Source organism: Clostridium hominis, from assembly GCF_014287825.1.
In the GTDB taxonomy this organism is placed as follows: domain Bacteria; phylum Bacillota; class Clostridia; order Clostridiales; family Clostridiaceae; genus Clostridium; species Clostridium hominis.
Genome location: NZ_JACOOO010000005.1, coordinates 1 through 25973, shown reverse-complemented (window position 1 = coordinate 25973; position 25973 = coordinate 1). Strand labels below are relative to the sequence as shown.

The 25973-nt window shown below is 29.4% G+C and carries 19 protein-coding genes and 1 riboswitch; of the genes, 17 read left to right on the top strand and 2 right to left on the bottom strand.

The annotated features are described in order from the left end of the window. Positions 1–69: 69 nt before the first annotated feature. The 9 genes from H8S20_RS04720 (at position 70) to lacZ (ending at position 13823) form a co-directional block, all read left to right on the top strand. Entirely contained in the window at positions 70–1779 is a 1710-nt protein-coding gene (locus H8S20_RS04720; RefSeq protein ID WP_186859437.1) for a sensor histidine kinase, read from the top strand. A gap of 12 nt (positions 1780–1791) precedes the next feature. Next, positions 1792–3351 carry a response regulator transcription factor gene (locus tag H8S20_RS04715; RefSeq protein ID WP_186859436.1) on the top strand — a complete coding sequence of 520 codons (1560 nt, stop codon included), beginning with the start codon at positions 1792–1794 and terminating at the stop codon, positions 3349–3351. A 26-nt stretch (positions 3352–3377) separates the two neighbouring features. Beyond that, a complete protein-coding gene (locus tag H8S20_RS04710) occupies positions 3378–4619 on the top strand; it encodes an ABC transporter substrate-binding protein (protein ID WP_186859435.1) in 1242 nt (413 codons plus the stop codon). Between the two features lie 193 nt (positions 4620–4812). Then, positions 4813–6105: an ABC transporter substrate-binding protein gene (locus H8S20_RS04705; protein ID WP_186859434.1), complete on the top strand. Its 1293-nt coding sequence runs from the start codon at positions 4813–4815 to the stop codon at positions 6103–6105. A 52-nt stretch (positions 6106–6157) separates the two neighbouring features. Next, positions 6158–7132, top strand: coding sequence for a carbohydrate ABC transporter permease (locus H8S20_RS04700; RefSeq protein WP_366455600.1), 975 nt, complete (start codon positions 6158–6160; stop codon positions 7130–7132). Continuing rightward, on the top strand, positions 7132–7989 hold the full coding sequence (locus H8S20_RS04695; protein ID WP_186859433.1) for a carbohydrate ABC transporter permease: 858 nt from the start codon (positions 7132–7134) through the stop codon (positions 7987–7989). The genes H8S20_RS04700 and H8S20_RS04695 overlap by 1 nt, the downstream gene beginning before the upstream one ends. A gap of 82 nt (positions 7990–8071) precedes the next feature. Next, complete coding sequence (locus H8S20_RS04690) at positions 8072–9388, top strand: alpha-L-fucosidase (protein WP_186859432.1); 1317 nt, start codon at positions 8072–8074, stop codon at positions 9386–9388. Continuing rightward, positions 9385–10629, top strand: a complete 1245-nt coding sequence (locus H8S20_RS04685) for a Gfo/Idh/MocA family protein (protein WP_186859431.1) — start codon at positions 9385–9387, stop codon at positions 10627–10629. Before H8S20_RS04690 ends, H8S20_RS04685 begins: the two co-directional genes overlap by 4 nt. A gap of 185 nt (positions 10630–10814) precedes the next feature. Further along, positions 10815–13823 (top strand): beta-galactosidase, LacZ type, encoded by a 3009-nt coding sequence (gene lacZ / locus H8S20_RS04680; RefSeq protein WP_186859430.1) that lies wholly within the window; start codon positions 10815–10817, stop codon positions 13821–13823. A gap of 246 nt (positions 13824–14069) precedes the next feature. On the opposite strand, the gene H8S20_RS04675 is transcribed toward lacZ, so the two are convergent. Continuing rightward, positions 14070–14492: an HNH endonuclease gene (locus H8S20_RS04675; RefSeq protein WP_186859429.1), complete on the bottom strand. Its 423-nt coding sequence runs from the start codon at positions 14490–14492 to the stop codon at positions 14070–14072. Between the two features lie 461 nt (positions 14493–14953). Between H8S20_RS04675 and H8S20_RS04670 the strand changes: the two genes are divergently transcribed. The 7 genes from H8S20_RS04670 to H8S20_RS04640 all read left to right on the top strand — a co-directional run bounded on the left by H8S20_RS04670 (position 14954) and on the right by H8S20_RS04640 (position 22477). After that, on the top strand, positions 14954–16327 hold the full coding sequence (locus tag H8S20_RS04670) for an MATE family efflux transporter (RefSeq protein WP_186859428.1): 1374 nt from the start codon (positions 14954–14956) through the stop codon (positions 16325–16327). A 94-nt stretch (positions 16328–16421) separates the two neighbouring features. Beyond that, the gene (locus H8S20_RS04665; protein WP_186859427.1) at positions 16422–17009 is read left to right on the top strand and encodes a GNAT family N-acetyltransferase; all 588 of its coding nucleotides are present in this window, start codon (positions 16422–16424) and stop codon (positions 17007–17009) included. Positions 17010–17154: 145 nt separating this feature from the next. Further along, positions 17155–18114 (top strand): RsmB/NOP family class I SAM-dependent RNA methyltransferase, encoded by a 960-nt coding sequence (locus tag H8S20_RS04660; protein ID WP_186859426.1) that lies wholly within the window; start codon positions 17155–17157, stop codon positions 18112–18114. Between the two features lie 102 nt (positions 18115–18216). Then, positions 18217–18386: riboswitch (Lysine riboswitch) on the top strand. 259 nt (positions 18387–18645) lie between these two features. Further along, positions 18646–19797, top strand: coding sequence for an alanine dehydrogenase (locus H8S20_RS04655; protein WP_186859425.1), 1152 nt, complete (start codon positions 18646–18648; stop codon positions 19795–19797). A 35-nt stretch (positions 19798–19832) separates the two neighbouring features. Then, on the top strand, positions 19833–21242 hold the full coding sequence (locus H8S20_RS04650; RefSeq protein WP_186859424.1) for a Na+/H+ antiporter NhaC family protein: 1410 nt from the start codon (positions 19833–19835) through the stop codon (positions 21240–21242). A 193-nt stretch (positions 21243–21435) separates the two neighbouring features. Then, the gene (locus H8S20_RS04645; protein ID WP_186859423.1) at positions 21436–22179 is read left to right on the top strand and encodes a hypothetical protein; all 744 of its coding nucleotides are present in this window, start codon (positions 21436–21438) and stop codon (positions 22177–22179) included. 133 nt (positions 22180–22312) lie between these two features. After that, on the top strand, positions 22313–22477 hold the full coding sequence (locus H8S20_RS04640; RefSeq protein WP_186859422.1) for a hypothetical protein: 165 nt from the start codon (positions 22313–22315) through the stop codon (positions 22475–22477). A gap of 22 nt (positions 22478–22499) precedes the next feature. Here H8S20_RS04640 and H8S20_RS04635 read toward each other — a convergent pair whose 3' ends face one another. Then, the gene (locus tag H8S20_RS04635; RefSeq protein ID WP_186859421.1) at positions 22500–23570 is read right to left on the bottom strand and encodes a helix-turn-helix domain-containing protein; all 1071 of its coding nucleotides are present in this window, start codon (positions 23568–23570) and stop codon (positions 22500–22502) included. Positions 23571–23804: 234 nt separating this feature from the next. Here H8S20_RS04635 and H8S20_RS04630 point away from each other — a divergent pair. After that, positions 23805–25973, top strand: a 2169-nt coding sequence (locus H8S20_RS04630) for a Helicase associated domain protein (RefSeq protein ID WP_186859420.1), incomplete at its 3' end; no start/stop codon positions are given.

Genomic DNA, 25973 nt, shown 5'->3' with positions numbered 1-25973 from the left:
AAAAATAAGTAAAACTATGTATAATAAGTTATATAGATGAAGAAAATGTTTTCAAAATGGAGATTATTAATGAGAAAGCGAAAAAGTACATTGCAAAAGGAACTAATAGTTTTATGTGTTTTTACCTGTGTAGTAGCCATGATAGTTCAAGGTGGAATATTAACTAGCGTATTTGCTAGAATATTTTCTAAGAATGTTAGAGAGGATATATCTTTTTATATAGAAAGAGTGAATAATGATTTTAACAATAAATTACAATTTTTAGAGGAAAGCATTATGTATATACGTAATGATTCTATTATGGCTGATTTTTTTAATGATGTTAATTATAGCAAAGAAGAAGTAAGTAAGAGATTAAGTTATTGTGGTAATCTTTTTTCAGAAAGAAATATGGTAAATCAAAATTATCCGTTTATTACTCAGATTTTCTTGTTTAATAATAAGGGGGATAGTATAAATAGCATTTTTTACCCTACCACTATTGAACATTTGAAGTTAGTATCTGAAGAGTATAGTGAGATAAATAAAAAGTTTTTAACTGAAAATAGTGAATATTATTTTAAGATAAATAAAAGTAGTGTAGATATAGTATTCAAAATTTATGATAAGTATTTAGTTGAAAAAGGAAGTTGCATAGTTCAATTAAATAGCTTGGCTATAAAGGAAATATTTAATGAAATTGAAAAGTATAATGATTCAAAATGGGTATTAGTTGGTAATGATAGTTTAGTAGTTCAGTCAAATAATATCGAAGATATATATGATGAAATAATTTATAAAGGGGATACAAGTGTTGAAGATAATAAAAAAGACTTAAATAGTAAGTATTTTTTATCTCAAAAGCAAAACTCTTTTGGATTAAAAACAATGGTATTAGTTTCAAAATCTAATATTTATGATTATATAAAATCTAGCATAATGATTATGGTGGGAATAATTATTATATTACTTTTATGTATTGCAGCTATTGTATTTTTTGTTGCATATCGTTTTACTGTGCCTTTGAAAATAGTAGCAGATAAAATAAGAGAATTTGGAAAAGGAAACTTTGATACTAAGCTTGAGGAGTTTAACACCCAAGAGTTAACAGATATAAGCTTTGTTTTTAATGAGATGACAGATAAGATTAACTATCTAATAAAACAGGTATATGAAAATCAGTTATTAACTACAAAAGCTCAAATTCAATATTTACAATCACAGATAAATCCACATTTTATGTTTAATATTTTATCTATGATAGGTATAAAGGCCAAAATGTCTGATAATGATGAAGTGCATAAGATGATATATGCTTTTTCGAAGCTAATACAAGGGAAAATATTTAGAAAAGAAGAAATTACAATTCCTTTATCAGAAGAAATGGAACTAGTTGAGTTTTATCTATTCTTACAAAGTAACAGATTTGCAGATAAAATTTCGTACAATATAACTTATGAGGATGAAGAGTTAAAAAAAATATTAATACCTAGATTAAGTATAGAGCCAATTGTAGAAAATGCGGTACTACATGGATTAGAACCGAAAGAAGATTCAGGAACAATAGAGGTATTAATTAGAAAAGATGGAGATAGCCTTTTAATAGAAGTTAAAGATGATGGTGTAGGGTTCAATCAAGAGGAGAGTTATAATGATACAGTTGCTTACAAAGAACATACTCATGTTGGGATATATAACACCCAAAAATTAATAAATAACTTATATGGTGATGATTTTGGAATTGATATAGAAAGTAAGGTTGGGGTAGGAACTTCAGTATTTATTAAATTACCTATGTAAAGGAGTTAAGTCATGTGGAAAGTAATGATTGCAGATGATGAGGTTTTTATAAGAGATGGTTTAAAAAAGTTAATTAAATGGGATACTTTAGGGTGTGAGTTAGTATACTCTGCAAAAAATGGACAAGACTTATTAGATAATTTTAGTGTTTGTATTCCTAATATAGTTATACTAGATATAAAAATGCCAATAATGAGTGGATTAGAAGTAGTAGCATATTTAAGAGAACACTATCCAGAAATAAAAATTGTTTTGCTTACAGCTTATGCAGATTTTGAATATACAAAGCAAGCAATATTATATTCAGTAAATGATTATATAGTGAAAACAGCTATTTTAGAAGAAATACCTAACACAATTTCACGCATTGTGAAAGACTTAGAGGAAGCAAAGGTGAAAGCTAATATAGTACCACAGGGAGAAAGATTATTTTATAGAATTTTAATAGAAGATTCAATTATTACTGATGATTATTATTTTGAGTATAAACATTATTATGATTCATTTAATGAAAAGTTTCCTTCTTTTTCTCTTATTTTATGTCAGATAGTAAATGAAAATATTCAGCTTAATAGCGCTTTACAAAAGAGTATTTTTGATTTGATGAAAACAGTTTTTGATGGAAATACTTTTAGAAGCTTTAAAGTTAGTAGAACCGAATATTGTATCATAATTGATGGAGATATAAATAAGAAGGAAAAGATAGAATTTTTATGTAATAAATTTAATAATTTGGCTCAAAGCTTTTTAGGAATCAAGACTATTATAGGTATAAGTAGATTTTACTCTAGAATAGAAAATGTTAGTAAGGCATATAAAAATACCTTAAAGGAAATAATGCAGAACTTTGATGGAGGAAATAATGTAGTTTTCTTTGAAAAAGGAAAGATAAATTATGTAAATAGAAAAGAACAGTTTTATATAGTAGACAGTATAGTAGATAGTATTAATAATGGAAGATATTTAGAAAGTGTAGATAGTCTAGATAAGCTAATAAATTTATATAATATAAACGGATTAGCTACAACTAAAAGTAGTTTAATTCTTTTATTGGCCACATGTAGAAAGATATGGCGTGATCAAGGTGCAGATTTAGATAAGGTAATATTTGATAATAGGAATATAGATTCAGAAATATTAAACACAAAAAAAGTTTTAGAGCTTAAAAATATTTTTAATGATATTATCAATGACACAGTAAAACTAGTACTAGAACAAAAAGAAAGAAGAGATGATTTAATTAGAGATATAGATAATTATATAAATAATAATTATTGCAATAGAATCACATTAGATGAAATAGCTAATGAAGTTCATGTTAATTCAAGTTATTTAAGTAGAATTTATAAATTAAAGACAGGAAAGAATTTATTTGATGTAGTAAATATTAAAAAGATTGAAAAGTCAAAAGAGTATATAGCTAAGTATAATAAAAAAATAAATGAAGTTGCTCTTTTAGTAGGATTTTCAGACTCAGCTTATTTTTCAAGGGTATTTAAAAAATACACAGGGCTAACACCAAAAGAGTTTGAAAGAGCAGAATTAAGTAAAATGAAAAGTGGGATAATATGAGAGGGAAATATATACGGTTATTAATTATGCTTGTTGCATTAATGTCATTATTCATTTCATGTAGCGATAATAACCTAAATGAAGAGATAATTCAAATTACTTTGCTTCATGGATGGGGAACAATGGAAGAAGACCATATTGCAATGCGTAAAATTTATGAAGACTTTGAAAAAGAAAATCCAGGTATACATATTAATTTATTATCAATGCCTTCATCAGAAGATGCTGTTAATAAAGCTATAGATATGATATCAATAGGAAATGTGCCTGACATTATATTTACAGGTGGAATAGGCTACGATACAATTTATAAATTTATGGTTGAAAAAGACTATGCAGTAAATTTATTTCCTTATATAGAAAACGATGATGAGTTTAAAGGTAATATTCCTAAATCAGTAATTCAGTATTGGGAAAATGATAATAAGGAAATTTTTACATTACCAGATGTGTTTTTAATGAGTGGATATTGGTATAATGCAGATATATTTTCACAAGCCGGAATAAAAGAACCACCGAAGACGTGGGATGAATTCTTAGATATGTGTAAGAAAATAAGAAACTGGGCTGATGATATCAATGAGGATATAGTACCAATATGCTTTAACTCAGAGAATAGCATAGCGTTATTTGATTATCTAGTTTCATCTAATGGAGGCGATTTTCATAGTATAAACAATGAGTGGCGAGCTGAACTTAATTATAATACGTTATATGAAAATCTAAAAAAACTTCAAGTTATATTTGAGTATTCAACTGATTTAAATAAAGAATTCACTTATAGAGATAGCCTTAATAATTTTAATAATAATAAATCGGCAATATATATAAATGGAGTATGGGCCAATTCTATGATAGATCAGAATATAAATGCTAAATACGCGGCATTTCCGATGAATTCAGGTAAAACAATTGCTAGTAAATCTTCTTGTATTGGGTATATAGTTGGAAATACAAAAGATCAAGATAGAATAGAGGCCTCTATAAAATTAGTTAAATATATGCTTAGTGATAATGTGCAAAATAGGCTTTTAGAGGAAACAGGCCAAGTCCCTATAAATCCTAAAATAAATATTGAAGAATATAGGGAGAGTATGCCGAGATTATATGAGGCAGTTAATGTGGTAAATAATGCAGATATGCATATACCTATTCCGGTTAACTTCTGGAATGAAAAGAAGAGGGTGTATTTTATGAATAATATCTTAGATGTGTTAAATCGAAAAATCGAACTAGATGAATTTGTGAAAAATATTGAAACAGAGTAACTCAAAAAAGGGTAAAAATAGTGCAATAAAAAGTAAATATTTTAATAATATAAAAAAGAAATTCTTAAGATTAAGAGTTTCTTTTTATTTTTATAAAAAATATAAATAGAGTACAAAAAAAGGTAAACGTTTTACATGGAGTTTGAAAAGCTTGCTTGATATTATAAATATGTAATAAGGGAGGAGAGATAACATGAAAAAAAGAGTATTGGGTGTATTATTAACAATGGCAATGGCAACGAGTTTATTCGTAGGATGTGGAAATAAAGGAACAGAGGAAGTTGGTAATGAGACTTCTAATAATTCAAATGTTCTAGAATTCTATCATGGATATTTCCATGAAGAAAGTGAATGGCCAGCGGCTAAGGTTATGAGGGATATTTATGATGACTTTGCTAAACAACATGAAGGTGGAGATGTTGTATTTAAACCAGTAGCTGTAGAAAATTATTTAGATATAATGAATAATAAAGTAGCTAGTGGTAATTTTCCAGATATGATTGACTTAGCTGGAAATCCAGTATCATTAGCGGCTATAACACAAGGTTTAGTATATGATATGAAACCATATATTGATTCGGAAAATTTGAAGGATGCTGTAGGTATTAATTATACTCAAAACGATATTGATGGATCAATTTATACAGTTCATGATCAATTATTAACATTAGGCTTTTGGTATAACAAAAATCTTATGAAAGAATCAAATGTAGAGTTACCAGAAACGTGGAATAATTGGGATGACTTTGGTAAGGCTATGGCTAGTATAAGAGAAAATGGAAAAGATGGAAATTATGCATATGGATCAGGTCAAGGATCTATTCGTTGTTTTAATGCTTATTTAGGACAAGTTAAACCTGAATTGTTAGATAAGGACTTATCAAAAGAAATTATTGAATCAAAGGAATTTGCAGATGCATTTAAGACAATAGCGACTTTAGATCAAGAAAATGGATCAGCTAATGCAGGTTCTTCAGCGAACGATTTCTCAGCTGATTTCTCTGATGGAAAATCTTCAGTATTCTTTAATGGTGTATGGGCAGCTGGTGGATTTGCAGGAGATGATAGTGTTAAACCAGCTATATTCCCTGGTAATGTAGCACTTTCTTCAGCAGGCGGAGGATTAACAATAAGTAGTAAGATGGACGAAGCTAAAATCGAATTAGCTTTAGAATTTGTAAAATACATAACGAGCGAAGAAGTTCAAAAGAAGATTTTCTTAGAAGTTGGAGCTAACCCATGTAATACGAACTTAAATATAAATGATTTAGCAAAAGAAAAGAATGATCCAACAGCTATATTATTAGCAGAAGCTTGTGATCAAGCAAATAATGCAAAAACTATAGTAAAAACTATTGACTCTGCATGGGGTGGAGATATTCAAACTGCAATAGCGAATAAGCTAATTGAATGTTCAGTAGCAGGTGTAGATATAGATGCTAAATTTGAAGAGTTAAAAAGTGAATTAGTTGTACTTATAGAGTAATAATGAAAAAGTATAGGATGAATTCATCCTATACTTTTATAAGGAGGATTTTATGCTATCGTTAGATAAACTACGTGCCAAAGAAAAAAGTAATTTAAAAATTAAGGTTAAAAAAAATAGTATGGCATCAGCAAAAAATAAAAAGAAATTATGGATTTTTCTTTTTCTATTACCGACTTTATGTGCATTTTGTTTATTTTATCTATATCCTATATTAACAGTATTTGCAACATCTTTTGCAAAATGGGATTATTCAAATATTTTAAAACCTGAATTTTATAAAGGTAAGGAATTATTCACTAATTATAAATATATTCTTACTGAATATCCATACTTTTGGGAAGCTTTAAGAAATTCTATGGCTTGGGCCTTATGTGGAGTTGTAATCCAAGTGCCTATAGCTGTTACAGTAGCTATAATGTTATCAAAAAGTTTACCAGGATGGAAGTTTGCTAGAAATGTTTATATTATTCCAAATATAATTTCTACAGCTGCTATGGGACTTATATTTTTACAAATATATAATCCTAGATTTGGAGTAATAAATCAAATAATTCAGCTATTCGCTCCAGGATTTGATCAGAATATACTGTTATTACCTAAAGTTAACTTTTGGGCAATGACATTCTCATATATTTTATTTGCAGGTTCATCCACGATAATGATATTAGGGCAAATTTTTGCAATACCAACTGAAATATATGAAGCTGCAACCTTAGATAATATAACTGGATGGAAAAGAGAATGGTATATAACTTTACCACTAATAAAAGATACTATAAAAACAGTAACAATTTTAGCGGCTACAGCTGGATTCTTATTATATAACGAGGTATATTTCCTGACGCAAGGAGCAGCAGGCACTAAGAGTATTAGTTATATAATTCGTGAGCTAGCTATAACAAGCTCTAGAACTCAATATGCCCGTGCTAATACGGTTGGAGTAATACAAATATTAGGGGGACTATTTATTATTATAGTAATTAATCTATTATTTAAAAGTAGGAAAAAGGAGGAGTGGAACTGATGAAGATTAAAAGACGTAAAAAACTTACTATTAATGGTTTATCAAAAGGCGGAAAGATATCTGTATATATTGGAATGATACTTATGTCAATTATAGCCTTATTTCCATTAGTATGGGTGGTTATATCATCATTTAAAGGCGATCCATTAGCTGAGCCAGGATTTGCATTACCAAGCAAACTTGTATTTGATGGATATATTAGTGTATTTAAAGATATGAACATACTTCGTTATTTTGGAAACAGTATAATAGTGTCACTTACTTCAGTTGTTTTAAGTATTACAATGATATCTTTGTCTGCTTATGTTGTAGCGAGAACAGAGTTTAAAGGAAAAGGTATAGTAACAGCTTTATTGTTATCTACAATGTTTATACCAGCAACAGCAATGACATTTCCAGTTTATAATTTAGTAAACAATATGGGGATTCATAATAAGCATAGTGGGTTAATCTTTATTTATACATGTAGTGGAATAGCTGTTAGCTTTTTTATAATTAAAAATTACTTTGCAACAATTCCAAAGGAAATTGAAGAAGCAGCTTTTATAGATGGATGTAACTTTTTTCAGACATTTACAATGATAATCTTTCCTATAGCTAGACCAGGGATTATGACAGCGGCAGTATTAGCATTTATGAATAACTGGAACGAGTATTATTGGTCTTCTATGGTGTTAATAGATAAAGAAAAATTAACTGTACCAGCATTACTTTCTCAATTTACAACTAGTTTTAGTACAAACTATAATGGTCTATTTTCAGCAATAGTTGTAATTGTAATTCCTCCAATTATTTTATTCTGTTGTTGCTCTAAGTATTTTGTTGAGGCCTTATCAGGTGGGGCAGTGAAGGGCTAAAGTAAAAACATATAATTAGCTTATAAAGTTTAGAATTTACTGATAGTAAAAATAGTATTTATTTAAATAAAAGGAGAATATTATGTCTGATATGTATACTAGAACTGAATGGTTTAGAAATGATAGATTTGGAATGTTTATTCATTGGGGATTATATGCTATTCCTGCTCGTGGGGAATGGGTTATGAGTAAAGAAAAAATGACTGTAGATGAATATAGAAAGTACTTTGAAGAATTTAATCCTACTGAATATAATCCTAGAGAATGGGCAAAATTGGCTAAAGAAGCAGGAATGAAATATGTTGTTTTAACAGCAAAGCATCATGATGGATTTTGTTTGTTTGATTCAAAGCTTACAGAGTATAAATCAACTAATACAAAAATAGGTAAGGATTTAGTTAAAGAGTTTGTTGAAGCAGTAAGAGAAGAAGGTTTAAAAGTTGGACTTTATTTTTCGCTTATAGATTGGTCACATAAAGATTATCCTAAATATGGAGATGCTTTTCATCCAATGAAAGATAATTTAGATTATAAAAATGAAGAGATTGACTTTGATAGATATCTTAAATTTATGCATGGGCAAGTTGAAGAAATAGTAACGAACTATGGAAAGTTAGATATTTTGTGGTTTGATTTTTCTTATGACGATATGATGGGAGAAAAGTGGAAAGCAACTGAGCTTATAAAGATGGTTAGGGAAAAGCAACCTGATGTTATAATAGACAATCGTTTAGAAACATCTGGAGAAGGATTTGGAAGTATGGTCGAAGAGGAGCCGAGCATTTATTCTGGAGATTTTGCAAGTCCTGAGCAGATAATTCCGCCACAAGGAATTACTAATGTTTTAGGAAAGCCTGTTCCATGGGAATTATGTATGACGATGAATAACAACTGGGGATATTCATCAACAGATTTTGAGTACAAGCCTACGTATCTAATAATAAGAAAATTAGTTGAATGTGTTAGTAAGAATGGAAATATGATTTTAAATGTTGGACCTGATGCAAATGGAAGAATACCTTATGAAAGTAAAAAGAAACTAAGAGAAATTGGAGAGTGGATGAGTAAAAATAAAGATTCTATTTATGGATGTAGTGCATTAAATGTTGATAAGCCGGAATGGGGAAGATACACAAAAAAGGATAATAAGATATATGCACATATTTTTGAATGTCCAATAGGGCCATTAGCATTAACAGGGATAAGAGGTAAGGATATTAAGTTAATGAGACGCTTAGCAGATGGATCTGAAGTAAAAAGAGGTGAAAGTTGGGTAACTGCTGCTTATGAAGACATTCCTTTTGCAACGCTTGGTGAGATACCTCATTTTACTTACAAGCTACCAGATGATAGAGATACTGTAATTGAAATAACAATGAAAGAAGGAAATGACATATGAAGCAAGTAACAGCTGTTTTAATTGGAGCAGGGCAAAGAGGGGTAGAAGCATATGCTTCATATGCATTAAATTATCCAAATGAATTAAAGTTTGTTGCTGTGGCAGAACCAAGAGAAGATAGAAGAGAAGATTTTAGAAAACAACATAACATACCCTTAGAAAATTGTTTTTCAGATTGGAAGGAATTATTATCAAAGCCTAAAATGGCAGATTGTATTTTAATTTGTACTCAAGATAAGATGCATTATGAGCCAGTTAAGGAAGCTTTTGAAAAAGAATATCATATTTTATGTGAAAAACCTATGAGTCCTAATAAAGAAGAATTAATAGAAATAGGACATCTAGCAGAACAAAGTGATAAAGTTTTAAGTATATGTCATGTGCTTAGATATTCACCTTTTTTCATTAAGATAAAGGAGATTATAGATAAAGGAACAATAGGAAAATTAGTTTCTGTTCAACATATAGAAAGTATAGGATACTGGCATATGGCACATAGCTTTGTACGTGGTAATTGGAGAAATAAAGAGTTAAGTAGTCCAATTATCTTACAAAAATGTTGTCATGATATGGATATACTAACTTGGCTTGTTGGTAGCAGATGTAAAAGTGTAAGTAGTTATGGTGATTTACTACACTTTACAAAGAATAATGCGCCTAAAAATGCACCTAAATATTGCATGGATGGCTGTAGTGAAAGAGATAATTGTCCGTTTTTTGCACCAAGATTTTATTTAGAGCATCCTAAAGCTGATACTGATGGATTTGCTAAGGTTGTAAGCTTAGACACTTCAAGGGAAAGTATATTGAAAGAGTTAGAAAAAGGACCATATGGCAGATGTGTATATCATTGCGATAATGATGTAGTAGATAATCAGGTTGTTAATCTTCAATATGAAAATGGAGTAACAGTTAGCTTTACTATGTGTGCATTTACTAACAAGTGTGAACGTGTAATAAATATTATGGGAACTAAAGGTCAAATTAGAGGTAATATGGAAGAGAATACTATTGAAGTAGTTGATTTTGTGACTGGAAACACTACAAAGATAGAATTACATGTACCAGCAACAGGGCATAGTGGAAGTGATGTATCTATGATGAAAGATTTTGTTTCACTAGTAGCTTCGGATGGAAATAATGAATGTAAGAGTAGTGCATTGGAAGCTATACAAAGTCACTTAATAGCTTTAGCTGCTGAGGAAAGTAGATTAGATAAAGGGAAAAATATAGAGTTATAATTAGTAGATTAAAAAACTTCGTTGAAGATAATTCGATGAGGTTTTTGTTTTTAATACAACTTAAAAAAATTATAATATTTTGTTATAAAACATAAGAATGTTGCTTATAAATTAAAGGAGATTTAAATAAACTTAAACATTCAGTATACTTTTTTTGAAAGCTAGTTTTATGAGAGGTGACTAATATGAAAGATATAATATCTATATTGAATGATCCAAAGGTATTTGAAATTAATAGGTGCAAGGCACATTCAGACCATTATTTTGAAGGATATAATACATTTAAGTATTCTTTAAATGGTAATTGGAAATTTAGCTATAGTGATAATTTAGATAAGGCAGAAAAGGATTTTTATAAAAAAGACTTTGATGTGAATGAATGGGCTGAGATAAAAGTACCTGGTCATATTCAAATGCAAGGATATGACAGACCACAGTATGTAAACACAATATATCCTTGGGATGGATGTGAAGATGTTTCTGCAGGACAAGCTCCCAAAGATTTTAATCCAGTAGGAAGCTATGTTAAGTTTTTAGAACTAACAGAGGATGATTTAAAAGATAACAATAAGATATACTTATCATTCCAAGGCGTAGAAAGTTCATTTACTTTATATATAAATGGAGAATTTATAGGGTATAGTGAAGATACATTTACACCTTCAGAATTTGAAGTAAGTAAAGTTTTAAAGTCTGGATTGAATAAAATTGCTGTTCAAGTATACAAGTGGTGCTCAGGTAGTTGGCTTGAGGATCAAGATTTTTGGAGATTTTCAGGGATATTTAGGGATGTATTTGTATATAGTGTTCCTAAAGTTCATGTATACGATTTAAAGGTTGTTGCAGAAGTTGATGATAAATATAAAAATGGAATACTGAAATCTAATTTATTACTTAATGGTAACGGAGAAGCTATAGTTCAATATGAGTTATTAGATAAAGATGATGAAGTTATTATAAGTGGAGAAAAAGATAACATATCAATTAAGAATGAGATAACTATAGATTTAGAAATGAAAGTAGATAATCATAATTTATGGAGTGCAGAAGCACCATTCTTATATACTCTAAAAATATTATTAATTGCAGATGGTGAAGTAATTGAAACAGTAATGCAAAAAGTAGGTTTTAGAAGATTTGAACTAAAGAATGGAATAATGCAGTTAAATGGTAAGAGAATTGTATTTAACGGAGTTAATCGTCATGAGTTTAACTGTAATAGTGGTAGAGTAGTTTCTGAAGAGGATATGATTTGGGATTTAAAAACTATGAAGAAGAATAACATAAATGCCGTTAGAACTTCCCATTATCCTAATAATACAAGATTTTATGAATTATGTGATGAGTATGGGTTATATGTAATTGATGAAGTAAATCTTGAGTCACATGGTACTTGGGGGTTATGTACTGGCCCAAGAAAATACAATGATGAAAATATACTTCCAAATGATAAAGAAGAGTGGGTGCCTTTATTATTAGACAGAGCTAATTCAATGTTTGAGAGAGATAAAAACCATCCTTCTATATTGATTTGGTCTTGTGGAAATGAATCCTTTGGTGGAGAAGATATTTATAAGATGAGTAAATTTCTACAAGGTAAAGACGATACTAGACTTGTACATTATGAAGGCATATTCAATGATAGAAGATATAATGACACATCACAAATTGAAAGTCAAATGTATACAAAGGTACACAATATAAAAGAATTTTTAAAGGAAAATAGAGATAAGCCTATGATATGTTGCGAATATGCTCATGCCATGGGAAATTCCTTAGGTGCTTTATATAAATATACAGATTTAACGGAAGAAGATCCTTTATATCAAGGCGGATTTATATGGGATTTTATAGACCAAGCTATAATGAAGAAAAATAGTAGTGGTGAAAAGTTCTTAGCTTATGGTGGTGATTTTGAAGATAGACCAACAGATTATAATTTTTGTGGTAATGGATTAGTATTTGCTAATAGAGAAGTTACTCCTAAGATGCCTGAGGTTAAATATTGTTATCAAAATATAAAAATAAAAATATTAGAAGATAAGATTAATATAAAAAACAAAAACTTATTTACCAATCTGAATGAATATGAGTGTTTCTTTATTTTAACTAGGGATGGAGTAGAAATAGATAGAAAGACTACTATTATAGATTTAGCTCCAATGTGCGAGAAGAGTATTGAGATACCATTTATAAGAGAGAATAATACTGGAGAATATATTTTAACAGTTTCTTTCTGTTTAAGTAAAGATGAAATATGGGCAGAAGAAGGTTACGAAATTGCTTTTGAGCAAAAAGTACTTTATGTAGTCAAAGAAGACAAAAAAGAATATAAAGGAAAGCTTTCTATTGTAGATGGAGATATTCACGTAGGGGTACATGGAGAAAACTTTAGAGTAGTATTCTCAAGAGTTAAAGGTGGATTAGTTTCTTATGTATATGATGGTAAGGAATATATTTTAGAAAGGCCTAAGCTAAACTTTTGGAGAGCTCCAGTAGATAATGATATTGCAAATGGAATGACCTTTAATAATAGTATATGGAAAATTGCAAGTCTTTATGGAAAAGCTTCTATGGAATATTATAATGAGTTAGAAGATGGAGTAGAAGTTTGTTATAGTCACAGGTTACCTATGGTAGATAAGGTGAAAATAGATGTTAAATATCTTGTTAAGAAGGATGGAACTATAGATATAACAGGAGAATATTTTGGAGCGGAAGGAATTCCTAATATGCCTGAGTTTGGAATGATGTTTACATTAAAATCAGACTTAGATAAAGTTCTTTGGTATGGAAGAGGCCCAGAAGAAAGTTATTTTGATAGGAAGCATGGATGTAAAATTGGAATATATGAAGGATTAGTAACAGATTTCACACCATATTTAAGACCCCAAGAATATGGTAATAAGTCAGATGTGAGATATGCTAAGGTATTTAATGACAATAAAGATGAGTTGATATTTAAAGGTGAGAACCTTAATTTTAGTGCATTACCATATACTCCACATGAAATAGAAAATGCAGCTCACTTTTATGAGTTACCTCCAATAAACCACACTATAGTTCGAGTATCACAAGAACAAATGGGAGTAGGAGGAGACGATACATGGGGGGCTCCAGTTCATAAGGAGTTTACAATTTCGGGAGAAGAAAATCATAAGTTTAAATTTACTTTTGGAGGAAAAGAAAAATAAACTAATTAAATAAATTGTTTGCTACTCTCACAAAGAGAATGTTGCCTTTGGCAAGAGAAATATATGCTTTCAGCAAAGAGAAATATTCAGCAAGCTGAATAGAAATATGTGGCTAAGGGCACAGAGAAGCATATGCCTATGGTATCAATATTATATTTGCCACAGGCATATTTATCTTCACCAAAGGTGAATATTTCTCTGTCAGAATGACATATTTCTCTTGTGAGTTTCGCGAACAATGTTATTTTAGTCATAGTGTAGCTTTACTTTAGTAAAATATTCTTCAGAACATTTTTTACATAAAACCTTTAAGTTTTCATCAGAATCAGAAGAAATAGGGCTAATATTGTACACATCTAAATTTGCGATATTACCACATTCTTCACACATATATTTAGCATTTTCAAATGCTAAATGACGTTTTTCTTTCGATGAGACTATTTGATTTGATTCGATATTTTCTTCGGATAAATCTTTTTTGTTGTGTTTTAGGATGAAAATATTACTTTTTTCTGATACAGTACCTTTAAACTTAGAAAAAAATTTCGTCATCAAATTAGAATTTTCTTTAGTTCTAGTAATTCTAAATTTTAAATAATATTCTTTTAAAACTGTTGTAACTAGGCTAATAAAATAAAGTCCTAGTATAAAATAAATTAAATTAAACATAAAAATCACCAATGGTATTTTTCCCTTGAATAGCGTTTTTAATACATATATTTAAATATACAATTATATTAATTAAAAAGCTAAAAGTAAATGATGAGAGTTTAGGGGGACTGGGGATTAGGGTGCTTTAAAACAATAATAAATAGAATGAAAAATTTGAACTTGATGTTAATAAAAGTAAGTATTAATTGTAATACTTATTTAAAAATTGTACTTGTCTTTTTTGAAAATATTAGTATAATAATTATATTGATATATACGTTAATATAATTGAATATGATTTTTGGTTCATCGGAGGGTATATATTACATTGGTAAATATGCTGGATAAGATGCGGAGATAATCCGTTCTTATCCAGCTTTTTTTATTTTTCTAAGTATACACGCTTTCTATTTTAGAATAAAAAACTTACTACAATAGAAGGTTGCAATTATTATAAATATATATTTTAGGAGGTCTTTATGAAGCAAAAAACATTATCATTAACTGAAGGAGCAATAGGAAAAACACTGTTAAGATTTGCAGTGCCATTTTTACTAGCAAGTTTATTGCAAGCTTTATATGGTGCAGTTGATTTATTTGTTGTAGGGCAATACGCTGATTCTGCTGCTGTTTCTGCTGTAGCTATAGGAAGTCAACTTATGCAGACAATAACAGGGATTGTACTTGGAATATCTATGGGAGGAACTGTTTTAATAGGTCATTGTATAGGAGAAAAAAATGATAAGGGAGCCGCAAAAGCTGTTGGCACAATAACTATTTTGTTTATTATGATAGCTATTATTTTAACTCCAATTATGATATTTGGAACTAATTTATCAGTATCTTTAATGCATACACCAAATGAAGCTATAGATTATGCTAGGCAATATATCTTTATATGTGCTTGTGGGATTCCTTTTATAGTAGGATACAATGCAGTAAGTGGTATTTTTAGGGGAATAGGAGATTCCAAAACACCTATGTATTTTATTGCCATAGCATGTGTAGTAAATATAGTTGCTGACTTTATATTAGTTGGTGGACTTAACATGGGAGCTTCAGGAGCAGCTATAGCAACTATTTTAGCCCAAGCTATAAGTTTAATAATATCTATTATATTTATTAAAAAGAGAGGATTTTCTTTTGAATTCAATAAGGAATATGTAAGAGTTGATAAATATTCATTAAAACGTATTTTAAAAGTAGGGTCGCCTCTAGCCCTTCAAGATGCATTAGTAAATATATCATTTTTATTAATAACTGTAATAGTCAATGGTATGGGGTTAGTAGCGTCAGCATCAGTAGGGGTTGTTGAAAAGGTAATAATATTTGCAATGCTTCCACCAACCGCTTTTGCAGCAGCAGTAGCAACAATGACAGCTCAAAATATCGGGGCAAATAAACCTGGTCGTGCAATAAAAGGGTTAAGGTATGGAATAGGATATTCGCTTATATGTGGAATATTAGTATGCATATATTGTCAGTTTTTACCTCATACAATTACAGGTATATTTACTAAAGATGTAGAGGTTATAGCCTCAGCAGCTATGTACTTGAAGTCATATTCTTTTGATTGCATGTTAGTAGCAGTTATATTTTGTATGAATTCATATTTTAGTGGATGTGGTAGATCTATGATTTCTTTTATTCATAGTATGATTGCAACATTTGGAGTCCGTATTCCAATATCATATCTAATGAGTAAAATGACTAACACTTCATTATTTAAGATGGGCTTAGCTTCACCAGTAGCATCCTTTGTCTCAGTAGTTATATGTTTCGGGTATTTTATTTGGTTAAAAAAACATCATAATATAGCCAAATCTGAAGATGAATATATTACTATATCTTAGAGAAACATTTGCTTGGGTAATGAAAAATAACAATCATTAATAAATATTTTTCTCATAGAATTATTAATATAGAACTATATAGGGAGAATCAGTTATGGATAAGTCGATAAAATATTATGAAGTATTAATGGTAAGAAGAAATAGTGAGTTTTTTAGAAAGTATAAACTTCCAGTAGGGTATACTATTAAACCTTATGAGGAAGGTATGGAAGAAAAATGGGCTGAACTTGAGACAGAAGTAGGTGAATTTAATAATATTTTAGATGCTAGGAAGTATTTTGAAAATGAATTTATTAAAGAGGATGTTGATTTAAGTAATTATTGTTATTTTGTGGAGAGCCCTAAAGGAAATGTAGTTGCTACAGCTTCATTATGGTTTGGTAAGCATTTTGATGAAGGAATAAAGTATAGATTGCACTGGGTAGCGGTACATCCAGATTATAGAGGCAAGGGATTAGCAAAGGCACTTATATCCTATATTTTAAAAAATGAAAAATTAAAAGATGAAAAATATATATATTTAACTACTCAAAGTTGGAGCTATAAGGCTGTGAATTTATACTTAAGGTTTGGATTTAAACCTTACTCAGGAAGTAGGCCTGAAAATTGGGAGTGTTGTCATATGGATTTTGAAAATTATAATAATGAGGCTTGGGAACTTATATGGAGTAAAATTAAGTGAAATTAAAGTAAAAAAATAAGAGGATACTTAGTAAGTTTTATTAAAGTAATCTGTTTTTTATTTAAGACTATAAATGAGAATTTTGATATAAAAAACAACTACTTAACATATAGTATACAAAGTTATAAATTATGGGGAGGAATTTATGGCTGTTGGTATAGGTATAAAGGGCGTTAGAGAATTATTTCCAGAGTATTATCTAGAGATGTTATATGAAATATATACGCCGAAAGAGGTTGACTTAATATTAAAAAGCTATTTACTAGGAAGGAAAACTACCTTTAGAATTAATAGGCTAAAAGAAGACGGGGATAAGGTTTTAGATGAATTAAAAAGAAAGAATATTAAGGTAGATAGATGTACTTGTTATAAAGATGTTTATATATTAAAAGAAAAACAAGACAGACTACTACAAGGCTTAGAAGCTTATAAGAATGGAAATATATATTTACAAAATTTATCTAGTATAATGCCAGCTGAGATATTAGATGTAAATAAGAAAGATAAGGTTCTTGATATGTGTGCAGCACCAGGTGGTAAAACTTTGAAGCTGGCAGAGAAGATGAATAATGAAGGCGTAATAGTTGCAAATGAAGTAAATAAGATTAGATATGAACGGTTAAAGTTTAATTTAGAAAAACTTGGGGCAAAGAATGTTACGTCATTAAATTTAGATGGCAGGAGGCTAATGCATATTTATAAGGAATATTTTGATAAAATACTTCTTGATGTACCATGTTCAGGAGAGGGGACAATTAATATTAAAAATACTAAAAAACTTAAGCTATTAAAGAATAGTCCTTTCGTAAAGGTACAAAAAGAGCTTATACAATCAGCTTTTGTTGCATTGAAAAAAGGCGGGATTATATTATATTCAACATGTACAATTTCGCCACAAGAAAATGAAGAAGTAATAAATTATTTACTAAAAAGGCATAAAGATGCAGAAATTTTGACTATAAATTTAAATATAACTAACTATAAAAGTGGAATAATTTCTTTTAAGGATAAGGTTTATGATGAGAGAATAGGTAAATCTATTAGGATTATTCCAAATGAATTTATGGAGGGTTTTTATATTTGCTTAATTAGTAAAAAAAGTTAAAATGCAATTTTTAAAAGGTAAAATTGCAATTTTATAAAAATATTGAAAAATATATATTGAAAAATATATAGGAATAGGTTATTATGGTAACAAATAGAATAATTAGAAGATAGAGGAGCGATACTTAATAGTAGTTGTAATGAGCTAAGCAGCTGTGAGTTACTACAAAAGGATTTATCGCCGAAGGATATAGCTAATGCTTTAAAGCTTTATTTTGGGTGTATAGATAATATCTATATGACTGTCACGTTTTGTGGAGTGCTATCATTTAAGGAAATTACAATATTTTGTTGTATACTTCATACCTTAAGTGAACACTTAAGGTTTTTTTTATACAAAAAATGAGTTAAATATTATACATTGGGGTCAAAAAGTATAAAAGTTAATATTTATTTAGCAGGCAATTATAATTCTATATTTTAATATTGTCAGCTGCATCTTCAAAACTATATGAAGATGGGTAATTAATATTATATATAGTCCTTATTATCCTAAAACAAAGGACAAGCAATAAGATTAAGGGGGAAAAAGATGTTAATAGGAGCTTTAAAAGAAATTAAACCAGGAGAATCAAGGGTTATTGTAACACCTGTAGAAGTAGAAGAACTTATAAATGATGGACATGAGGTTTGGGTTCAATCTAATGCTGGATACAATGCTGGATTTTATGATGAAGATTATAAAAAGTCAGGGGCTAAGATTGTAGAAACTAGAGAAGAGATTTACTCAACTTGTGATATGATACTTAAAGTTAAAGAGTTCTTCCCAGAAGAATATGATTTATTAAGAAAAGATCAAATTTTATTCACTTGTATACATCCTGCTGCTAACAGAGAAGAGGTTGATGTGTTACTAGATAAAGAAGTAATAGCATTTACAGCAGAGGATACACATAGATATGGTTCTCCAAACTGTGAAGTTGCAGGAAAGCTAGGGGCTTTAATGGGGGTAAATTACTTACTTAATAACAATGGAGGAATCGGTAAATTAGTAATGGGTATCGGTGGAGCACCAGGAGCTAATGCAATAGTATTAGGTGCAGGAATTGTTGGTAAAGGTGCAATACAAACTTTAGCTTCATTAGGAGCTCAAGTTACAGTCATGGATATAAATATAGGATCTATGAGAGCTTGTCAAGAGTTATATCCTGCAAATGTAAGAACTATGTTCTCAAATCAATCAAACATAAAATCATTATTACCAACTACAGATTTAGTAGTAAATTGTGTTAAATGGCCGAAGCATAGAAAAGACCATTTAATTACTGAAGAAATGCTTGGCTTAATGAAAAAAGGAACAGTAATAGTTGATATTAGTGCAGATGTTGGTGGGGCAATAGAAACTTATAGACCAACAACTCACGAAAATCCAGTTTATGAAGTTAATGGGGTAATTCATTATGGTGTAGATAATATACCAGGGGCAGCAGCTCATACAACTTCTATTGCATATGCAGCAAGTGTATTGCCACATATTAGATCAATAGCTAACAATGGAATTAAGGAAGCTTGTAGAAGAGATGGATTCTTAAGAAGAAGCTTAACTGCTTATAAAGGAGTTCTTACTCATGAAGAGACAAGTGTTATTCAAAATAGAGAATGGACAACACCAGAAGATGTTTTAGGTTTAGTTGGGGCAAAAATGGATATAGCACCTAAAGCAACTACAACAGAAGCAAATTAGCAATAAGCAAATGAATAAAGAGGAGGACTTTATATATGGAAGCGGGAACGCACTTGGGGATTATATCGATATTGCCGCCAATACTTGCTATAGTACTGGCGTTTAAAACTAGAAACACTATATTTTCGTTATTTGTATCGATTTTTATAGGAGTTTTATTAACGGGAAATGGATTATTAGCATTTCCGGACTTACTTAAAAGATCGTTAGGAACTACTAGTTTTTCTTGGATTTTACTTTTAGAGTTATTTATAGGGATATTAATAGCATTCTTTCAACGTACAGGGGCAATTCAAGGATTTACAGAAATTATGAGAAAGAAAAACTTAAGTAGAGTTAAGATACAGTTAACATCATGGGTTATGGGAATGTTTGTATTCTTTAGTGATTATTTTAGTCCATTATTTGTAGGTTCAACTATGAGAAGTTTATCAGATAAGGCTAAAATATCAAGAGATAAGTTAGCGTATATTGCGGACTCTACTTCAGCACCAGTAAGTGTATTAGTACCTATAACTGGTTGGGCAGTATATTTATCAGGATTATTAGTTGGAATGGGGCCAATTATAAATCAAGAAATGGCAATGAGTACTTTTGTTAAGTCATCATTCTTTAACTTCTATGCCATAGGGGCTGTTTTAATGGTTGGACTTATAGCAACTAAGGTGATTCCAGACTTTGGACCAATGAAAAAGTCAGAGGAAAGAGCTATAAATGAAGGTAAAGTATTAAGAGATGGAGCAGAGCCTTTAGTAGGTGAAGAATTAACAGAAACACAAGCTTATCCAGGTTATAAGATAAATGTATTTTTAAACTTTATAGCGCCTGTTTTAATAGTTATATCTATTGCAATAGGAACATATATAGTTTTAGGATCAGCTAAGACTATGGAAGCTTTTATGGCTGCAGTAGTATTCTTAGGAATAGTTATGCGAATTAAAGGTATACCTTTTAAAGATATTATGGACACTGCTGTAAGAGGTATGAAAGGTGTTATGCCAGCTATTATAATATTAGCACTTTCTTATTCAATAAATGAGTTAAGTAAGGAAATGGGAACAGCATACTATATAATAGAGATTACAAGTGGATGGATGAGTGCTGTTGTATTACCAGCTTTAACATTTATTATAGCTGCAGTAATAGCATTCTCTACAGGAACTTCATGGGGAACATTTGCGATAGTTATGCCCATAGCAGTACCTTTAGCTTTTGGCTTCTCAGGGGGAGAGATAAATATGCTAGTATTAGCAACTATATCAGCAGTAGCAGGTGGAGGAGTATTTGGGGATCACTGTTCACCATTGTCAGATACAACAATACTAGCATCTACAGGAGCAGCAGCAGATCATTTAGATCACGTAAAAACACAAGCTCCATATGCGTTAACAGTATCAGCACTTACAATAGTTTTATACCTAATTGTAGGCTTTATAGGAGCATAGTGGTACAAGCAAAGATTTAAAAAGAAATATTCACGGTGAAGAGGAAAGTGCTTACGGTAAATTTATGTTTACTGTAGGCACTTTTTATATAAGGATTATTAAATTAAATCAAGAGAGTTTACAGTTTAATAACTTGATAGTGTAATTTCACAATGGTACAATTATCTAAAAACTTATATTTGTCGGGGGAAGAATGAGAATAGTAAATAAATTTGTTAAGGTAGTATGTGGAATACTTATATTTATACTTTTATGGACTTTAGGATTTTACATTGCTCAAAAGATTAGGATTTTTGGGAAAGAATCTACAGATATAATAAATCCTAAAACACAGAGTTTTGAAGAGATAATAGAACTTTCTGATGAGATAACTATGGAGAAAAAATTATTTTCGTTTAGAAAGCATTATTATATCCTTAGTGATGGAGTATTAGTCGGGGAAGTTAAAGGAAAGCTATTTCCTATCTTTGGAGATACACTTCAGTTAAAAGATATTCAGGGTAACCTTATAAAAAAGGAAAGTCAAATAAAGAGATTGGGATTAACACAAGTAAAACTGTTTAATATATCTATAAATAGATTAGCTAAGATAGAGGATGCTAATGGTAACACAACTGGATATATAGGAGAACAGAAACAAAATGACTTTTGGAGATTAAAGCGAGTGCAATACTTCTATGATGAAAATCATAATAAAGAGGGACGAGCTATGCCAGATGCAATCTTATTTTGTAAGGATTATAAGATTTATGATGAGGATGATAATATAGATTATGTAATTGATGGAAATTATTTTAGTCCTACTCATAAATATAAAATTAAAATTAAGGATAAAAGTGATATAGATGTAGAAGATGCAATTTTCTATACTATAATTGAAAACTCTATAATAAGTAGTAAAACGAAGGAATCATCTTCAAGTTCAAATAAAAAGTAAAAAAGGATATATGGATAAATAAGAAAAGTATACTTTTTATATATGCTTATAAATATCATAATTACTATAAGATAGAATATGTAGTTAAGAATGGTGATAAGCTAATATAAAAAAGAGTTAGGAAAGTGATAATATGAAAAAGTGTCTATATTGTAAAATGATACTTAATAAAGAACATTTAGAAAATAAAGTAGGAAGCTTTTGCTCAGAAGAACATTTTGATAAATACTTAGAATCACTGAGCAAAGAAGAATATATTGAATTGCAACATTCAATGTGCGTATGTAGCGATGAATAAAAGTGCGAGCTTAGCTCGCACTTTATTTAATTGTTTCTTTAAGTCTACAGTTTGCCTCTTCGTAATCTATTAATCCTTTTAAAGCTTTAAACTCATCACTATCTATTAGTGTTGAAATTAGCCTTTTTCTCATAGCTTTTTGTCCATCAATACCAACTTCTAGTTTAAGATCTTTGAAATATGGATTTTCTGAGTAGTCATAAGGGAATGAAATTACTTCGTCTATATATTTTTTAAACCATTTTGCAGCAAGTTCTTTGTTATCAATTTCTATATACATTTTGCAATAGCTATAAGCTGCAGAGCCTATACCAATTTTAAATTTACTTTGAATATAATCAAGAGCAGATAGATAAAGCTTAGACTTTTCTATATCTCCATCATTTTTAGAAAGTCTTGATAAAACTGCTAGCATAGCTGAACCTTGATTTAAATAATGCAAGAGCATTTTTTTGCATAAATTTTCAGCCTCTTTATTTTTACCTTGCCTTTCTAAAAGTGTAGGATATATAACCATTGGATCTATAAATGCACTTGAAAGTTCTTTGAGAGCATCTTCGCTCTTTTCATAATTTTCTAGCATCATTTCTAAGCTAGCTACTGAGAATAAAGCTGATGATTTATATTTAGAGTCATCACTTTTTGATACTTCATAAAATAATTTAAGTGAGTATTTAAGTCTATCCTTCATAATATCTTCTGTTACATCTTCAGACATCATTCCGTACATTTGAATTAACCCTGCAATTGATAATTTAAGAGAAACACTGTTTGGATATTCTTTCAAATATTTGTTACTTTTTAATATACCATTATCATAGCCTTCGGTTAAAAAGATAGTAGTTAATTCTCCTTTAATATCACTAACATCTGCATCAGAAAGCTCTTTTTGAAATGAAAGTAAAACGTCAAGAGAGGTATCTAACGCTCTAGCAAGTGGAGCAAGCAATGTTATATCTGGAGTAGAGTTCCCATTTTCCCATTTGCTAACTGCACCGGCAGTAACACCTACCATGTTAGCTAATTGTTCTTGTGTAATATTATTTTCTTTTCTTAATTTTAAGATTTTATCACCTATATTAAAACTATTCACTTAAACACACATCCTTCAAAGTTGTTAATTTAATTATAAATAGAAAGTATCTTCATAACAATGGAGTGAAATTCATCTTTTTATTCACAAAACTTGAGTATCATTCAATATGGGTATAATTGTCTTTGATGGTTATGGCTATCCTTGGTATATTTAAATGAGAATATTACCAAAATAGGATAAAGATTCACTAAAAAAATTAGTTGACTACAGAAGAAGGAGCTTCATTAATAAATGAACACAAAGGACAAAAATTATATATTAGATAAACTAAAGAGGATGACTTATAATAGAGAAATTTATTTTATTAAGGATCTTTTAAATAAAGCGGATAGAGAAATTAAGGGAAAGTTATTCGAGGAATATTTAGCTTTTTTATTTGAGGGAAATGGCTTTATTGCAACGGTAAATGGTTCATCTTGGGATGGGGGGGCAGATATCCTTCTATCAAGAAAGAGTAATCCCAATAAAGTAGTCTGGATAGTACAAGCTAAAAACTTAAATAGGCCTTTAAGTAATCCTGAAATAAGAGAAGAGTTACTTAAGTTTGAGAAAGAATCTAGATTAAGATATAAATGTAAGTACTTTATGATAATATCATTAAACGGATATGTAGAAAGAGTTAATATTTTTAACAAAACAAATATGAGTTTAGAAGGCTTTGACTATATAGAAGAACTCATAAATAATTTTTCAGAAGAAGATAATGGACAAGTGTTGTTACCAGATTTAAGGCCTCATAATAGATATACTTATAAAGAGATAAAGGCTATATTAGAAAATAAGAATAGGGTAGCAGTACCTAATGCTACAGGAACAGGAAAGAGTTTTATTATACTTCAATTATTGTTTGACTATATAAAGAAAGATTCAATTCTTTTAGCACCTACAAATGAAATAATTGAGAGGATGAAAAGAATAGCTCCTTGGAGTAGCACAAGGTGTAAGTTTTATACATATAGTAAGTTTTCAGCTATGTACAACAAGGGTAAGTTAGATGATTTGAAGGTAGATTTAATAATTTTAGATGAGTTACATAGAACTGGAGCATTAAATTGGGGAAAAGCTGTAAACTATATTTTAGATAAGAACTTTGAAGCTAAAGTAGTAGGTCTATCAGCTACGCCTATAAGGTTTTTAGATAATAATAGAGATATGATTAGTGAAGTATTAGACGGTGTTTCAACAACTCCATTAAGCCTTTCCGATGCTATAGTGAGAAGGATTTTACCTAGTCCTATATACGTTTCTGCTATGTACAATTTAGATAAAGAAATAGATAAAAAGATTAAGATAATGAAAAAATATAATGTATCTACAGAAGATAGGAAAAAATATATAGAGGAACTTAATATTTATAAAAACTTATACGAAAAAGAAAGTAGAGCAGAGCTAATTATAAAAAAACATTTACCTAAAGAAGATAATTTAAAGTTTATAGTTTTTTGTGAAAATAATAAGCATTTAAAGGAAATGAAAAATGAGGTAATAAGTTGGTTTAGAAATGTATTAGATTCTGATATTAACATTAGAGAATACATAGTGACCTCAGAAAATAATAACACATCAGAACTCTTTGACTTTGAAAATAATAATAATAAAGATGAATTTAAATTACTTTTTTCTATAAGTAAATTAAATGAAGGAATCCATATTAGGAATATAAGTGGAATTATTATGCTTAGAACTACTAAATCACCAACTATATACTATCAACAACTTGGAAGATGCTTAACGGCAGATTCAGTTAATAAAAGTCCTATAGTATTTGATTTTGTAGATAATATAGATAATTTAGAGCTTATGAACTTTAGAGCAAAACTAGAAGAGGCAAGATCTTTACATAATGAATATAGAAAAAGTATAGGTGTTGATAGTGATGAGATTCGTTTAGCTTTATATGATGAGCATTTTGAATTAATATCACAACTCAAAAATATAGAAAAAAAGATAACATATAATTGGGATAAATCCTTCGAAATGTTATGTGAGTTTAAGGAGTTATATGGCAATATAAATGTACCTAAATCTCAAGAATATAGTAGATTGTATAGTTGGATAAGCCTCCAAAGAGCACTTTATAATAAGGGGATTTTAAATGAGGAGTTTATAGAAAAACTAGATTCTATCGGATTTATATGGGATCAAAGATTTTATAATTGGAAAGAGAACTTAAAGAAATATGATAATTTTATTAGTAGCTGTTATAGAAAAAAGATAAGCTATTATAAGTTGATTTCGGATAAATACTATATCAATGTTTACGAAAGTGATGAAGATATAGTAAATAATTCAGCCTTATTAAATTGGATGGATAAACAGATAAAAGAATATAAGTCTGATAATCTAGAAGAAAGAAAGGTTGAGTTGTTAGAAAATGAATTTAAGAAAATCTCAGAATTT

Excerpts from the sequence above, each read along its gene's own strand:
- H8S20_RS04720 (WP_186859437.1), top strand. The coding sequence starts at position 70 with ATGAGAAAGCGAAAAAGTACATTGCAAAAGGAACTAATAGTTTTATGT.
- H8S20_RS04715 (WP_186859436.1), top strand. The coding sequence starts at position 1,792 with ATGTGGAAAGTAATGATTGCAGATGATGAGGTTTTTATAAGAGATGGT.
- H8S20_RS04710 (WP_186859435.1), top strand. The coding sequence starts at position 3,378 with ATGCTTGTTGCATTAATGTCATTATTCATTTCATGTAGCGATAATAAC.
- H8S20_RS04705 (WP_186859434.1), top strand. The coding sequence starts at position 4,813 with ATGAAAAAAAGAGTATTGGGTGTATTATTAACAATGGCAATGGCAACG.
- H8S20_RS04700 (WP_366455600.1), top strand. The coding sequence starts at position 6,158 with ATGCTATCGTTAGATAAACTACGTGCCAAAGAAAAAAGTAATTTAAAA.
- H8S20_RS04695 (WP_186859433.1), top strand. The coding sequence starts at position 7,132 with ATGAAGATTAAAAGACGTAAAAAACTTACTATTAATGGTTTATCAAAA.
- H8S20_RS04690 (WP_186859432.1), top strand. The coding sequence starts at position 8,072 with ATGTCTGATATGTATACTAGAACTGAATGGTTTAGAAATGATAGATTT.
- H8S20_RS04685 (WP_186859431.1), top strand. The coding sequence starts at position 9,385 with ATGAAGCAAGTAACAGCTGTTTTAATTGGAGCAGGGCAAAGAGGGGTA.
- lacZ (WP_186859430.1), top strand. The coding sequence starts at position 10,815 with ATGAAAGATATAATATCTATATTGAATGATCCAAAGGTATTTGAAATT.
- H8S20_RS04675 (WP_186859429.1), bottom strand. The coding sequence starts at position 14,492 with ATGTTTAATTTAATTTATTTTATACTAGGACTTTATTTTATTAGCCTA.
- H8S20_RS04670 (WP_186859428.1), top strand. The coding sequence starts at position 14,954 with ATGAAGCAAAAAACATTATCATTAACTGAAGGAGCAATAGGAAAAACA.
- H8S20_RS04665 (WP_186859427.1), top strand. The coding sequence starts at position 16,422 with ATGGATAAGTCGATAAAATATTATGAAGTATTAATGGTAAGAAGAAAT.
- H8S20_RS04660 (WP_186859426.1), top strand. The coding sequence starts at position 17,155 with ATGGCTGTTGGTATAGGTATAAAGGGCGTTAGAGAATTATTTCCAGAG.
- H8S20_RS04655 (WP_186859425.1), top strand. The coding sequence starts at position 18,646 with ATGTTAATAGGAGCTTTAAAAGAAATTAAACCAGGAGAATCAAGGGTT.
- H8S20_RS04650 (WP_186859424.1), top strand. The coding sequence starts at position 19,833 with ATGGAAGCGGGAACGCACTTGGGGATTATATCGATATTGCCGCCAATA.
- H8S20_RS04645 (WP_186859423.1), top strand. The coding sequence starts at position 21,436 with ATGAGAATAGTAAATAAATTTGTTAAGGTAGTATGTGGAATACTTATA.
- H8S20_RS04640 (WP_186859422.1), top strand. The coding sequence starts at position 22,313 with ATGAAAAAGTGTCTATATTGTAAAATGATACTTAATAAAGAACATTTA.